Origin of the sequence: Aquabacter spiritensis (assembly GCF_004346185.1) — a bacterium.
GTDB classification, from domain to species: domain Bacteria; phylum Pseudomonadota; class Alphaproteobacteria; order Rhizobiales; family Xanthobacteraceae; genus Aquabacter; species Aquabacter spiritensis.
Genome location: NZ_SMAI01000001.1, coordinates 855,426 through 869,836 on the forward strand (window position 1 = coordinate 855,426; position 14,411 = coordinate 869,836).

The 14,411-nt window shown below is 65.7% G+C and carries 13 protein-coding genes; 4 read left to right on the plus strand and 9 right to left on the minus strand.

Annotated features, from left to right (window positions below; translation table 11 throughout):
• Positions 1-7 precede the first annotated feature (7 nt).
• The 5 genes from pstB to EDC64_RS03910 all read right to left on the minus strand — a co-directional run bounded on the left by pstB (position 8) and on the right by EDC64_RS03910 (position 5,428).
• A complete protein-coding gene (gene pstB / locus EDC64_RS03890; RefSeq protein ID WP_132029887.1) occupies positions 8-832 on the minus strand; it encodes a phosphate ABC transporter ATP-binding protein PstB in 825 nt (274 codons plus the stop codon).
• A gap of 103 nt (positions 833-935) precedes the next feature.
• Entirely contained in the window at positions 936-1,766 is an 831-nt protein-coding gene (gene pstA, locus EDC64_RS03895) for a phosphate ABC transporter permease PstA (protein WP_132029888.1), read from the minus strand.
• A gap of 13 nt (positions 1,767-1,779) precedes the next feature.
• Positions 1,780-2,754 (minus strand): phosphate ABC transporter permease subunit PstC, encoded by a 975-nt coding sequence (pstC, locus tag EDC64_RS03900; RefSeq protein WP_338023381.1) that lies wholly within the window; start codon positions 2,752-2,754, stop codon positions 1,780-1,782.
• A gap of 139 nt (positions 2,755-2,893) precedes the next feature.
• On the minus strand, positions 2,894-3,937 hold the full coding sequence (gene pstS / locus EDC64_RS03905; protein ID WP_132029890.1) for a phosphate ABC transporter substrate-binding protein PstS: 1,044 nt from the start codon (positions 3,935-3,937) through the stop codon (positions 2,894-2,896).
• Between the two features lie 126 nt (positions 3,938-4,063).
• Positions 4,064-5,428: an ATP-binding protein gene (locus EDC64_RS03910; RefSeq protein WP_245504513.1), complete on the minus strand. Its 1,365-nt coding sequence runs from the start codon at positions 5,426-5,428 to the stop codon at positions 4,064-4,066.
• Positions 5,429-5,793: 365 nt separating this feature from the next.
• On the opposite strand from EDC64_RS03910, the gene EDC64_RS03915 reads away from it, so the two are divergent.
• Entirely contained in the window at positions 5,794-6,408 is a 615-nt protein-coding gene (locus tag EDC64_RS03915; protein WP_132029891.1) for a hypothetical protein, read from the plus strand.
• A 21-nt stretch (positions 6,409-6,429) separates the two neighbouring features.
• On the opposite strand, the gene EDC64_RS03920 is transcribed toward EDC64_RS03915, so the two are convergent.
• The 3 genes from EDC64_RS03920 to ahcY form a co-directional block, all read right to left on the minus strand.
• Positions 6,430-7,458: a putative bifunctional lysylphosphatidylglycerol flippase/synthetase gene (locus tag EDC64_RS03920; protein ID WP_132029892.1), complete on the minus strand. Its 1,029-nt coding sequence runs from the start codon at positions 7,456-7,458 to the stop codon at positions 6,430-6,432.
• A gap of 196 nt (positions 7,459-7,654) precedes the next feature.
• Positions 7,655-9,541, minus strand: a complete 1,887-nt coding sequence (locus EDC64_RS03925; RefSeq protein ID WP_207915874.1) for a potassium transporter Kup — start codon at positions 9,539-9,541, stop codon at positions 7,655-7,657.
• A gap of 282 nt (positions 9,542-9,823) precedes the next feature.
• Positions 9,824-11,218, minus strand: a complete 1,395-nt coding sequence (gene ahcY, locus EDC64_RS03930; protein ID WP_132029893.1) for an adenosylhomocysteinase — start codon at positions 11,216-11,218, stop codon at positions 9,824-9,826.
• A gap of 143 nt (positions 11,219-11,361) precedes the next feature.
• On the opposite strand from ahcY, the gene EDC64_RS03935 reads away from it, so the two are divergent.
• From EDC64_RS03935 to EDC64_RS03945, 3 genes are all read left to right on the plus strand, one after another.
• A complete protein-coding gene (locus EDC64_RS03935; RefSeq protein ID WP_132029894.1) occupies positions 11,362-11,577 on the plus strand; it encodes a hypothetical protein in 216 nt (71 codons plus the stop codon).
• A gap of 134 nt (positions 11,578-11,711) precedes the next feature.
• Positions 11,712-12,305, plus strand: a complete 594-nt coding sequence (locus EDC64_RS03940; RefSeq protein WP_132030017.1) for a CarD family transcriptional regulator — start codon at positions 11,712-11,714, stop codon at positions 12,303-12,305.
• A gap of 154 nt (positions 12,306-12,459) precedes the next feature.
• A complete protein-coding gene (locus EDC64_RS03945; protein ID WP_132029895.1) occupies positions 12,460-12,678 on the plus strand; it encodes a hypothetical protein in 219 nt (72 codons plus the stop codon).
• A gap of 94 nt (positions 12,679-12,772) precedes the next feature.
• On the opposite strand, the gene EDC64_RS03950 is transcribed toward EDC64_RS03945, so the two are convergent.
• The gene (locus tag EDC64_RS03950) at positions 12,773-14,365 is read right to left on the minus strand and encodes a gamma-glutamyltransferase family protein (RefSeq protein WP_132029896.1); all 1,593 of its coding nucleotides are present in this window, start codon (positions 14,363-14,365) and stop codon (positions 12,773-12,775) included.
• Positions 14,366-14,411: the final 46 nt, after the last annotated feature.

The window sequence follows — 14,411 nt, forward strand, 5'->3', positions numbered from 1 at the left end:
TTGCTGCTCAGCCGAACCGGCCGGTGATGTAGTCGCGGGTCTTGATCTGACGCGGATTGGTGAAGATCACGTCCGACGGCGCCACCTCGACCAGCTCGCCCAGATAGAAGAAGGCGGTGATGTCGGCGCAGCGCGCAGCCTGCTGCATGTTGTGGGTGACGATGACGATGGTGAAATCCTGCTTCAGCTCGTCGATCAGATCCTCGATTTTCGACGTCGAGATCGGATCGAGCGCCGAGGTCGGCTCGTCCAGAAGGATCACTTCGGGCTGCACGGCGATGGTGCGCGCGATGCACAAACGCTGCTGCTGCCCGCCGGAGAGCCCCAGCGCCGAGGTGTGCAGCCGGTCCTTCGCTTCGTCCCAGATCGCGGCCTTGCGCAGGCAGCTCTCGACCCGCTCGTCCATCTTGGACTTGCTGAGATTTTCATGCAGACGCACGCCGAAGGCGATGTTGTCGTAGATCGACATGGGGAACGGCGTCGGCTTCTGGAACACCATGCCGATGCGCGTGCGCACGATCGTCGGGTCGAGTTCCTTGCCGACGATATTCACCCCGTCGAACAGAACCTGCCCCTCGGCGCGCTGGCCGGGATAGAGGTCGTACATGCGGTTGAACACGCGCAGGAGCGTGGACTTGCCGCAGCCCGAGGGCCCGATCATCGCCGTGACGCGCTTTTCGGGGATCTCGAAATTGATGTTCTTCAGGGCATGGTTCTGCCCGTAATAAAAGTTCAGACCCTCAACCTTGACCTTGGTGGGGGCCTGGACGGCGTCCGGCTTCGCGGCCACGGAGGACGCGATATTGAAGGTCGGATCCACTGCTGACGTCATGTTCGGCCTCTTCGATCTCGCGGTCCGGAGGCCCGATGGGCGGCCCCCTGATATTCCTGTCGATGGGTGCGCCGGCCCGGAGGCCGCCAGTTCAGCTTGCGGTTCAGCCTGTCTTGGCCAGCACGAGGCGGGAGATGATGTTGAGGAGGAGCACGCTCACGGTGATGAGCAGGGCGCCGGCCCAAGCAAGGGCAACCCAGTCGTCGAACGGGCTGCCGGCATATTGGTAGATCGCAATCGGCAGGCTGGCCATCGGACGGGACAGATCCGTCGACCAGGAATTGTTGCCGAGCGACGTGAAGAGCAGCGGCGCGGTCTCGCCGGCGGCGCGGGCGATGGAGAGCAGAATGCCGGTCATGATTCCGGCGCGGGCTGCGCGCCACGTGACCATCATCACGACTTTCCATTGCGGCGCGCCGAGCGCATAGGCGGCTTCGCGCAGGCCGATCGGCACGAGGTTCAGCATGTCTTCGGTGGTGCGCACGATCACCGGGATGACCAGAATGGCCAACGCCACCGATCCGGCCCAGCCGGAAAACCCGCCGAACGGATTGACGAGGAAGGCATAGACGAACAGACCGACGAGGATCGATGGCGCCGACAGCAGAATGTCGTTCACGAACCGGGCGATGTGTCCGAGCTTCGATGTCTTCCCGTTCTCCGCGAGAAAGGTGCCGGCAAGCAGGCCGATGGGCGTGCCGATCAGCATTGCGAGCCCGATCTGGATCAAGGACCCCACGATGGCGTTCAGAAGCCCGCCCTCATGGCCCGGCGGCAGCGTCATGCGTGTGAAGACGTTGAGATTGAGTGCCGGAAGGCCCTTTTGGACCAGCGTGAAGAGGATCCATGCCAGCAAGAAGAGGGCAACGACCGCAAAGGCGGTGCTGACCACTTTGACTGTGTAATCCTTGGCGCGGCGAACTGCGAGCGACATGGCGGCCGCCTCCTCAAGACTTAAGATTAGAGCGGACGAGGTAGCGCGACAGCGCCAGGACGATGAAGGAGATCACGAACAGGATGAACCCGAGGGCGAGCAGGGAGTCCAGCTTGAGCGTGCCCTGGGCCGCTTCCGGAAACTCATTCGCGATCGTCGAGGCAATGGTTGCCCCGGGGGCGAAGAGAGAGGCCGAAAGCCGCGTCGCATTGCCGATCACGAACGTGACGGCCATGGTCTCGCCAAGCGCGCGGCCGAGACCCAGCATGATCGCTCCGACCATCGCCGTCCGGCCGAACGGCACGGAGATATTCTTGTAGACCTCGAACGTCGTCGCACCGACGCCGTAGGCGGATTCCTTCAGCATCGGCGGGATGGATTCGAGGGTTTCGACGAACATCGCCGTGATGAAGGGAAGGATCATCACCGCCATGATGAGGCCCGCCGTCAGCATGCCGCCACCCAGAGCGGGCCCCTGGAACAGGTCACCAATCACAGGGATCGGCCCGAGCCACTCGATGAGAGGAGGCTGCACATAGGCCGCCATGAGCGGGGAGATGATGAAGAACCCCCACATGCCGTAGATGATCGACGGCACGGCGGCGAGGAGCTGGACCGCGACCCCGATGGGACGGCGCAGAACCGGCGGGGCGATCTCGGTGAGAAAGAAGGCGATCCCGAACGAGAGCGGCAAGGCGACCACAACGGCGATGATGGCACTGAAGATGGTGCCGTAGATCATCACCAGCGCACCGAAATTCTCGGTGACGGGGTTCCAGGTCGCTGTCCAGAGAAAATCGAGGCCAAAGGCCCGGAAGGCGGGAAGGCCGCCATGGAAGAGCATCGCGATGATGAGGCCCAACAGCACCAGAACGAAGATGCCACAGCCCCAGAGCAAGCCGACGAAAACCCTGTCGGCCAACCTTCCGACGGGCTTGGCGGCACCAATGCTCACCGCTTGAACGCCATCCCCCGACAACCCCGTCATCGTTGCGCTCATAACCGTCATTCCTTTTTGCGCGAGACTCCTGCTGCGCGCCCCCTCTGCGCAGCAGGATCGAGCCCCGGGCGGGCGCCGCAGACACCGTCGCGGCGACCGTCCGGAATGTCCTTACGAGACGGATCGATCAGTTCGACCAGACCGGCTTTCCGTCGGCGACGATCTCGGACTTCCAAGCGGCCCGCACGCGATCCGCGACATCCGTCGGAAGCGGAATGTAGTGGAGCTTTTCCGCGATCGAATCGCCGTTCTTGAAGGCCCAGTCGAAGAAGTTCATCACTTCCTTGGCCTGCGCCGCCGACTTCGGCTCCTTCGGCAGAAGGATGAAGGTCGCGCTGGTGATCGGCCAGGTGGTGTCACCCGGAGTGTTGATCATCGACGCCGCGAAGTCCTTGGCATTGGCCCAGTCGGCATTGGCGGCCGCGGCCTGGAACGCAGGCACGGTCGGGCTCACAAACTTGCCGGCCTTGTTCTGCAGCTGGACGGTCACGAGGCTGTTGGCCGAGGCATAGATATATTCGACATAGCCGATCGCACCCTTGGTGTTCTTCACCGTGCCGGCCACGCCTTCATTACCCTTACCGCCCGCGCCCGCAGGCCAGGAGACCGAAGTGGCGGCGCCGACCTTCGACTTCCATTCCGGGCTCACATCCGCGAGGTAGGTCGCGAACACATAGGTGGTGCCCGATCCGTCGGACCGGTAGGTCGGGACGATGCCCTGGTCAGGCAGAGACACGCCGGGGTTCAGATCGGCGATCGCCTTGTCGTTCCACTTCTTGATCTTGCCGAGATAGATGTCGGCAAGCACCGGGCCCGTCAGCTTCAGCTTGTTCGATTCGATACCGTCGAGATTGACGATCGGAACCACGGAACCGATGACCGCGGGGAACTGAAGCAGCTTCTGCTGCGCGAGCTTGTCGGTGGCGACGGGCGCGTCGGAGGCGCCGAAATCGACGGTGCGATTGAAGATCTGGGTCTGCCCGGCACCCGAGCCGATCGACTGGTAATTGAGGCCGGTGCCGGTCTTCTCTTTGTAGGCGACCGCCCAGGCTTGATAAACCGGTGCCGGGAAGGTGGCGCCAGCGCCGGTGATGTCAGCCGCGGACGCGCTGCCGGCGACCAGGGATCCGGCGAGCGCGATCGCTGCGCCGAGAACGGTGATGTGCTTCACGGGGGTCTCTCCTTGCCATTCAAGTGTCGCCCGTCGACCCGAAGGCCGAGACGCAACATGGGCCTGGAACTAATAAGGATCCGGCGCCACCGTTCTATGACCGCTCTGCGACAGTTGAATGACATTTCAATGCTTTGAAATGTTGTGCTTTTTTGTAGATTCGGTGGCTCGATCGAAGCGGACTGTGAAAATCGCGCCGTCGGCGGGCCTGCTTTCGATCGTCAGCCGGCCGCGGTGGCGGGCGACGATGTGCTTGACGATGGCGAGGCCGAGACCGGTTCCGCCCTGTTCGCGGCTCGCCGCGATATCCACGCGGTAGAAACGCTCGGTGAGCCGCGGCAAGTGCTCGGGCGGGATGCCCGGCCCGTAATCGCGCACCGCAAGCACGATCAGCGGCGCCTCCCCGCTCTTTTCGATCTCGACGGCGACATCGACCCGCTTGCCGGAGGCGCCATATTTCATCGCGTTCTCGACCAGATTTTCGATCAGCCGGATGAGTTCGTCCCGCTCGCCGAGGACGCAGGCCGGCTCGTCGGGCCGCGTCACATGGATCTCCACGCCGCGTTCGTGCGCGAGCGGCGCGAGGGCCTCGCAGACATGCGCGACGATGGTGCCGAGTTCGACCTGCACCTCGGGACGGACATGGGCATTCAGCTCGATGCGGGACAGCGAGAGCAAATCGTCGATCAGCCGCGACATGCGCCGCGCCTGAGCGCCCATGATGCCGAGAAACCGGTCGCGCGCCGCCGGATCGTTGCGGGCCGGCCCCATCAGGGTCTCGATGAAGCCGGAAAGCGAGGCGAGGGGCGTGCGCAGTTCGTGGCTGGCATTGGCGACGAAATCCGCCCGCATCTGCTCGACCCGCCGCTGCTGGGTCAGGTCGCGAAACGTGAGAAGAACGGCATCCGGTGCCCCCTGAGCGGCGGCGGCGGCCCCGGCCCCGGCTGGCGGCGCCATGAGATGCAGCGGCACGACATGCGCTTCGAGCCAGCGGTCGAGCGGGACGCGCTCGCCGAACTCGACGCGCCGGGGCAGGTCGTCGCGCGCCGCGGAGCGCACCGCCTCGAGCACTTCGGGCACCCGGACCAGGAAAGACAAGGGATCCCCGACCCGGGCGATGCCGACCGACAGGGCCACGCGTTCGTTCGCCGTGAGGATGTCGCCCTCCGGGGTGAGCAGCAAAGCAGGCTCCGGGAGGGCCGAGACCACCGCCTCGACGGCGCTGTCGACGCGCGGCCGCGCCTCCGGCATCTCCACGATTGCCTTTTCGGGCGCGCTGGTCTGTTCCGGCGCGGACCGCAGGCGCTGGCCCCAGACATAGCCGCCCAGCGCCGCGAGGAAAGCGAAGGCCGCGAAGGCGGGATCGGCGAGATCGAGGGCGATGCCCACGACTGAGACCAGCGCCATCAGGGCGAAGAGCGGCACCGCGCGGCGCCATCTCTCCACCGGTGTCTTCACGACATCAACCGGTTGTCCCTCCTCTGCGGTCATGGCGAGGTCGGAGCGGATCGCATCCGCCCGTGCTCCCCTGCGGCGCGCCGCCGCGCCGCAGACGGGCGTGCCGAGGTCGAACGGGGCTGATAAGCTGTTGACTGGTGCGGCATGCGAGACTGTCCTCCCCGCGCCGGCCGGCGCAACGGCCCGGTCGCGTGCCTCACGGCCGATCTTTAATTGCGCATATGCTGCAACGACTTCACGAATGCAATAAGACACTCTCCAGTGCCAGCGTGAGCCGTCTGCCAAACCGGAACTTTTTGGCCGTGGGCGACTTCCCGACGTGTCGGGCTGAAAGCATGGCATGCAGGCTCGGCACGCCGGGCACTCGACTTTCGCCACGTCCGGGTTAGGAAGCCAAGATGCAGGGATTTCTGACAGCTTTGGTGGGGGCCGGCGCCGCCATTCTCTTGGCCGGGACGGCATCCGCCGAACCATTGCCAGTCGCGGCCACCGATTTCGCGCTGAAGGCCGCCCTGCCGCGGGGCGCCGCGATGGACATGGCCCATAGCGGCGGCCGGGTGCGGCTTCTGATCAGCGGCGGCGACGTGCCCACCCCCACGCTCGGCATCATCGACGTCAAACGGGGCAAGATGCTGGTCATGCTGCCGAACATTCCCAAGGCCGCGGTGGAGACCGACATCCCCCCGGCCTATCGGACCGCAATTCCGGAGGGCGAGGGCGAGCGGGTCGGCACCGGGGAGGTCGCGGGTGAAGCCTGCGACGTCTGGCGGATCGAAAAGACGCAGATCACCGAGGGGGTCGCCTTCGCCTGCATCACCGCAGACGGCATCCCGCTGAAGACCGAGATCGAATCGAAGGGCAAGCGGACCCTGGTCTACGAGGTCGAGAGCCTGAGCCGGGCGCCGCAAGATCCGGCGCAGTTTCAGCTCCCCCGGGGCACGCAGACCCTGAAGATTCCCGCGGGCGCCGGCGCCCTCATCCCGGCGCTCGGCGGGCTCGGCCTCAAATACTGAGCTGGACCCGCCCGCGCCGCGTCACTCCGCGGCCGTTTTGGAGGCCGGGGTCGGTCCGGGGAGGTCCTGCGGCGCGGCCTTGTCCTTGCGGCGCTTCAGGCTGAGGGACAATTCCCGCGTTCCGAGCAACAGCAGAGCGAAGGCGAACGGCACGATATAATAGAACAGCCGGAACAGCAGCAGTGCGCCGACCATCTCCTCCTTGTCGAATTGCGGAAGCGCGACCAGCAGCGCCGCGTCGAACACGCCGAGGCCGCCGGGCGCATGGCTGGCAAAGCCGAGAAGCGTCGCCGTGACGAAGATGACGGAGAGCGAGATCGGATCGATATAGGGATTGGCCGGCATCAGCATGTACATGGCCGCGGCGCACAGGCTGAGATCGAGGATGCCGATGCCCACCTGCAGCAGCGTGAGCTTGCCGGCCGGCAGCGTGACGAACCAGGTCGAACGGCCGATCTTGCGCGGCGCCATGCTGACCCAGACGATATAGCCGGCCAGGACCGCCAAGGCGGCGCAGCCGATCAGCCGGTTGACCACCGGAGGCAATTGGTCGACGGCGGTCGCCGCCTCCGGATGGATGACGATGCCGAGCCCGAGCACCGCGATATTTCCGAGCCAGAAGGTGAGCCCGGCGACGAAGCAGATCTTGGCGACGTCGATCGCACTGAGCCCCCAGGCGGAATAGATCCGGTACCGCACCGAGCCGCCTGTGAAGACGGTGAAGCCGACATTGTGTCCGACCGAATAAGAGCAGAACCCCGCCAAGGCCGCGACCCGATACGGCACGTGATTTCGGCCGATCGTCTTCAGCGCGAAGAAATCGTAGAAGGTCAGGGTCAAATAGGCGCAGCAGACCAGGAGGAACGCCGCGAAAACATGCATCGGATCCTTGGCGCGCAACGCCTCGATCACCTGCGCGAACTTCAGATCATGCAGCATGTTCCAAAGGACAAAGACGGCGAAGCCGATGATCGCCACGCTGAGCACGAAGCCGAGGCCGTGCAGCCCCACTTTGTCCCGCAGAAAGACCCAGATACGCGCGCGATCCATGAACCACCATTCCCCCTGCCGTCCGGACCGGCGCGCCCAGACAAGCATGTTTGGCCTTCGCTGAGTACCCCCACCTGACCCAGGGTCGCCCAGGACTTTTCAAATTGCGGACCGCAATGTCCGATGCTGGGGGAACGCCCCGACCGCGGCTCTAGCCCGGCAACGCGGCCATCCCGTGGCGCCCGGCGGCGACGGACTACAATTTGACGGGATAGCCGAGTTCCATCGTCCGGCTGCGCGGCAGGCCGAACCGGTCGACCGAGCGTTCGGCATTGCGGGCGAGAAAGGCGAAGATGTGCCCGACGAAGTCGCGGGGCCGGAGAATTTCCTCGGGTGGGATGATGCGCTCGTGGCCGATCACGTAGATCGCGTCGTCGGGATCGATGCCGCGAGCGCTCAGCGCCGGGCCGAGGACGGAGGGAACGTCGATCTGCTGCATATAGCCGAAGCGCAGGTCGACCCGGACGAACGCGCCGTCGAGCACCGTCACCCGCACCCGGTCGTCCACCGAGACGCGGGGGCGGGACGCGATCCAGACGGAGACGATGATCGACCGTTCGAACCGCACCTTCATGACATCGGCCATGCGCGACAGGGCGACCGGCGTCATCGCGCCGGCACGCGACAGGAAGATCGCGGTGCGCGGGCTCTGCCCCTCGCCGGAGCGGTCCTTTCGTCCGACGAAATTGTCGAGCGGCTCGGTGAAGCGGACCTGCTGGGCCACCACGGCCTCGAGGCCGCGCCGCCAGCTCACCATCACCAGGATGACCATGCCCGCGATCGTCAGCGGCAGCCAACCGCCATCATGGAGCTTGGTGAGATTCGAGGTCGCGAAGACCGCATCCAGCGCGATGAGACCGATGCCGAGCAGCCATACCGCCGGCTTCGGCCAGCCCCAGGCGCGTTTGACTTGGGCGATGAACAGGATGGAGGTCGTCACCATGGCGAAGGCGACGGCGATGCCATAAGCGGAGGCCAGCCGGTCGGAGGCCTCGAAGCCGAGGACCACCGCGATGCACGCGATCATCAGGAGCCAGTTCAGCCGGCCGACATAAATGTGCTGCTCGTTGTGCTCGCTGGTGTAGCGGATCCGCATCGGCGGCAGATAGCCGAGTTCGATCGCCTGCTTGGCGAGGGAAAATACGCCCGTAATGATGGATTGCGAGGCGATCACGGTCGCCGCCGTCGCGAGCAGCAGGAGCGGCACGTCCAGAATGTCCGGGCACAGATCGAAGAACGGATTGCGCACCGCGCTCGGGTCGTGCAGCAGAGCCGCGCCCTGGCCGTAATAATTCAGCAGCAGCGCCGGCATTGCCGCAAACAGCCAGGCGCGGGCGATCACCTTGCGGCCGAAATGGCCGAGATCGGCATAGAGCGCCTCGCCGCCGGTAATGGCGAGAAAGCACGCGCCGACGATCACGCCGGCGAGGCCGGGATGGTCGGCGACCACCTGGATGCCATGGCGCGGATCGAAGCCCATCAGGACTTCGGGGGCCTTGGCGATGCCGATAATGCCGAGCACGGCCAAAGAGCCGAACCAGAGCACCATGATCGGGCCGTAAAAACTGGCGATGCGCTCGGTGCCGAGGCGCTGCGAGAGAAAGACGGCGGCGAGAACGAGCACGGTGAGCGGCACGACCCAATCGTGCAGAGACGGCGCGATCACCTGAAGCCCCTCGATGGCGGAGAGCACCGACATGGCCGGTGTCAGCACGCCGTCGCCGATCAGCATGGCGGCGCCCAGGAGCCCCGCCGCCAGCAGGTACCAGCGCAGGCCGAGCGCGCTGCGGTGCAGGTCCAGCAGGGTGACGAGGGCGAGAATGCCGCCCTCCCCGTCATTGTCCGCCCGCAGCACCAGCATGACGTATTTGACAGTCACCGAGAGAATGATGCTCCAGGTGATGAGGGAGAGGAGGCCGAGCACGTCCTCCGGGAGGAAATTGGTTCCCCCGACCGCCAGAACGCCCTGCTTCAGGGCATAAAGCGGGCTTGTTCCGATATCGCCGAAGACGACGCCGAGGGCGCCGATCTCGGCCGCGAAGGGCAGCGCGCGCTGCCGGTCTCTCAGCAGGCTCAGGCTCATGAGAAAGGTGGGCTCGACCGAAGGCGGGAGGGGTGCGCTGCCCGCAAGGTCCGGCGCAGATCGGGGTTCCGTTCACGTCCGCACACCGGGCGGTTTGGTCCCGGCGCATCGTCGACACCGTTCAAGGCAGCCCCCCGGCAACGCGCACGTCGCAGCGTCACGCGACCGCCCACACCTAGCCCCGATCGGATCCGAAGACAATCCGCGCCGCCCCGGCGCGGCGCGAATTTTCCGCACTGCGGCATGGGGGATGCGGGCCGCATCCCCCATGCCCGGACTGGCTCAGTAGCGATACAGGTCGGGCTTGAAGGGGCCGTCCTTGGCGACGCCGATATAGTCCGACTGCTGGTCCGACAGGCGGGTGAGCTTCACACCGATCTTGTCGAGATGCAGCAAGGCGACCTTCTCGTCGAGATGCTTCGGCAGGGTGTAGACCTTCTTCTCGTAGGTCCCCGGCTTGGTCCAGAGTTCGATCTGCGCCAGCGTCTGATTGGTGAAGGACGCGGACATCACGAAGCTCGGGTGACCGGTCGCGTTGCCGAGATTGACCAGACGGCCTTCCGACAGAAGGATGATGCGCTTCCTGTCGGGGAACTCGATCTCGTCGACCTGCGGCTTCACATTGTGCCACTTGAAGTTCTTCAGCCCGGCGACCTGGATCTCGCTGTCGAAGTGGCCGATATTGCACACGATGGCCCGATCCTTCATCGCGCGCATGTGATCGACCGTGATCACGTCGACGTTTCCGGTCGCCGTCACGAAGATGTCGGCGCGGCCGGCCGCATCCTCCATCGTCGTCACTTCATAGCCCTCCATGGCGGCCTGAAGCGCACAGATCGGGTCGACCTCCGAGACCATGACGCGGCAGCCGGCATTGCGCAGCGAGGCGGCCGACCCCTTGCCGACATCGCCGAAGCCGGCGACCATCGCCACCTTGCCGGCCATCATCACGTCGGTGCCGCGCCGGATGCCGTCGACGAGGCTTTCGCGGCAGCCATAGAGATTGTCGAACTTCGACTTGGTCACGCTGTCATTGACGTTGATCGCCGGCCACAGCAGCGTGCCCTTCTTCTGCATCTCGTAGAGACGATGCACGCCCGTCGTGGTCTCCTCGGTCACGCCGCGGATCGATTTGGCGAGCTGCGTGTACCAGCCGGGCTTGGCCTTCAGCGTGCGCTTGATGGCGGCGAAGAGGACTTCCTCTTCCTCATTGGTGGCGCCTTCGAGGAAGGCGGTGTCGCCGGTCTCGGCGCGCAGCCCCAGATGAACGAGGAGGGTGGCGTCGCCACCGTCGTCCAGGATCATGTTCGGCGCGCCGCCATCAGCCCACTCGAAGATGCGATGGGTATAATCCCAATATTCCTCGAGGGTCTCTCCCTTGACGGCGAAGACCGGGGTGCCGGCGGCGGCGATCGCGGCGGCGGCGTGATCCTGGGTCGAATAGATGTTGCAGGAGGCCCAGCGCACCTCGGCGCCGAGCGCCGTCAGGGTCTCGATCAGAACGCCGGTCTGGATCGTCATATGGAGCGAGCCGGCGATCCGCGCGCCCTTCAGCGGCTGCAAGGGACCGTATTCGGCGCGCGTGGCCATCAGGCCGGGCATCTCGGTCTCGGCGATGTCCAGCTCCTTGCGGCCCCAGTCCGCAAGGTTGATATCCTTCACCACATAATCGGCCATGGACCTGCTCCGTCTCGCGGCGCACCGAGCGCCGCCGCTGGGCGAGCCGTGTAGCACGGGACCGCCCCTCGGGCAAATGCCATATAAGGAAATGCTTATATCCTTGAACCGAACGAATGAATCGCTCCCGGTGCGATCCGCGCATGGCCGCCCTGCCCGAAGGTCACGGCAATGAAACGAGCAACGCTTTGATTCAGGCGGTTTTTGTGTTATACAAGCTTTTACAGTCGATTGCTTCCTGTATCATCCGCATCGTGCCTCGACATTGGCGCATTCTCGGGAACTTAGGGGCGAGAAACAGGGCATCCCGCCGACATGAAGGCGAGGATGCGGCAGGACAGGCTTTGGCCTTCGATTGACATGAGCGGACCACCGGGGATCCCGGTCGAGGTCCAGTCGCCAGCGCAGGTGCGTCATCGCCCGGGTCCGTAGCCCAGGAGCGTTCGCGCGCTAACGATCCGGCCCCAGGGCCGGATCAGGAGTGGTCAAGAACATGTCGGCAAAGAAGAGCGCGCAGGTCCGCCTTGGTTTCAAGACGGGCGAGCATATCGTGTACCCTTCGCACGGTGTCGGTCGTATCGTGACCATAGAGGAGCAGGAAGTCGCTGGCTTCAAGCTTGAACTCTTCGTCATCTCCTTTGAAAAGGACAAGATGACGCTCCGCGTTCCCGTGCCGAAGGTCGCTTCGGTGGGCATGCGCAAACTGTCGGAAGGACCGGTGGTCGCGAAGGCGCTCGATACCCTCAAGGGTCGCGCGCGCGTCAAGCGCACCATGTGGAGCCGCCGTGCGCAGGAATACGAAGCGAAGATCAATTCCGGCGATCTCATCGCCATTTCCGAAGTCGTGCGCGACCTCTACCGCTCCGATGCCCAACCCGAGCAATCCTATTCCGAGCGCCAGCTCTACGAGGCGGCCCTCGATCGCATGGCCCGTGAACTGTCGGCGGTGCAGAACATCACCGAAACCGAATCGGTCAAGCTGATCGAGCAGAACCTTCAGAAGGGTCCGCGCCGCGGCGTGGCCAAGGCGGATGAGGGCGACGCGGTCGACGCCGATGCCGATCTCGAGGCCGAAGAGGCCGCGTGAGGCGATCTGAAGACCATTGAGTTTGGACGCGAAGGCCCGGCGAAAGTCGGGCCTTCTGCTTTTTCCCCGCACCGGCGACCGCGGCACTGGCGGAACATTCCCCCGTTCCCCACGTTACAGAGGGCTGGACCAAAAAGAAGAACAGGAGGACGAGATGTCCCTTCGCGCTCCCCGCCCCGATACCCTGCCTCCGGCAAAAGCGGCGTCGATCGATATCGAACCGCGCGCGACCCGGCCCAGCGCCTCACAGGTCGAGCCGCCGGCCACCCGCTCTTATCGCTCCGCCCGGCTCGACGCCTATGGTCATCAGAACCAGATGCGGGTGGCCGATCCCGAGCGTGACCGCCAGCAGCGCGAACATCGCGAGCGCTGACGCGGCCGAAACGGCCGATGCGCCACCGGCGGGAACCACCGGCGGGCATCACCGGTCCGGTCGCATCGCTCCAACCAAGTCGGCCGAAACCCGCCTAAATCCCGTCTGCTCCCCCGTCCGCCCGCGGATCGTGGGCGCCTTCGAGATCGCCGCCCGGATGGAGAATGACGGCCCCGGCATGGCCCATCGTGTCCGAGAACGCCTCGGGCAGAATTTCGACGTCGTGCCCGGCCGCAATCAGCGCGCGGACCAGACTGTCGTCGAAACGGGACTCGAGGCGCAGATTGGTCGCGACCGACCCCCAGGTGCGGCCGAGCAGCCAGCGCGGGGCGGCGATCGCGGCGCCCAGCGGCTCGCCAAACAGAACGTGCCGGGTGAAGACCGCCGCCTGCGTCTGCGGCTGCCCTTCCCCGCCCATCGTTCCATAGGCCATGACGCGGCCGTCCTCCAATTGGGCGAGCGCCGGGTTCAGCGTGTGGAACGGCCGGCGGCCGGGTTTCAGCGGGTTCGTCGCCTGCGGATCGAGCGAGAAGCTGGCGCCGCGGTTTTGCATCAGGATCCCGGTCGAGGGCAGAACGCAGCCCGAGCCGAATTCGAAAAAGATCGACTGGATATAGGACACGACCCGGCCGGAGGCGTCCGCGGCGCCGAGCCAGATGGTGTCGCCTTTGGCCGACGGGCGCGGCCAGGGAAGCGCGCGGCGCATGTCGATCCGCGCCGCCTCGGCCTCGAGCCGCGCGGCGCTCAGCAGATCCGCGAGATCGTGCTGCAGATGGGCGAAGTCGCGCACCACCGCATCCCGCACCAGGAAAGCGCGCTTGGTCGCCTCGACCAGGCCGTGCACATGGTCGAAGCTCTCCGCCGCCTTCACCCCCAGCCGGTCGAAGATCCCGAGGATCATCAAGGAGGCGAGCCCCTGGGTCGGCGGCGGCGCATTGAAGACCTGGCCGCAGGCGAGCCGCACCGACAAGGGCGCGCGGGCCACCGCGCGATAGGCTTCGAGGTCGCCGCGCGCGAGCGGAGCCCCGATGCGTTCGAGGTCGGAGGCCATCTCCCGGGAGACGTCGCCGCGGTAGAAATCGTCCAACCCGGCCCGGGCCAGATGGTCCAGCGTGTCGGCGAGGCGCGGATTGGCGATGACATCGCCGATTTCGGGCACCTTCCCGCCGGGCAGAAAGAGACTGGAGAAACCCGGCGCCGGTTCGAGTTCGGCGCGCTTTTCCCCGGTGAGAACGTGCTGGGACCGCGTCACCGCCACACCCGCGCGGGCGTGGGCGATGGCGGGGGCGAGGAGTTCGGCGAGTGGCAGGCGCCCGCCACTGCCCCGCGCGGCCTCGTGGGCGAGCGCCCAGCCGCCGACCGCGCCCGGGACCGTCAGGGCCGCGAGCGGTCCGCGGGTCGGAATCGCGTCATAGCCGAGCGCGCGATAAGCGGGGATGGTCGCCGCCGATCCGGCGAAGCCGCACGCCTCGATATAATGCACCTTGCCGGAGGGTTCGCGGATCAGCCAGAAGCCGTCGCCGCCGAGATGGTTCATGTGGGGATAGACGACGGCGATGGCCGCGGCCGCCGCGATCGCCGCCTCGATCGCATTGCCGCCCTCGGCCAGGATCTGCCGGCCCGCCTCTACCGCGAGGCTGTGCGGGGCCGCGACCATGCCGCGGGCGGTTCGAGTGCTTTCGTACATGGGGCCTCCCGAGGGGCACTTGACCGGACCGGCCGCACATCGCAGT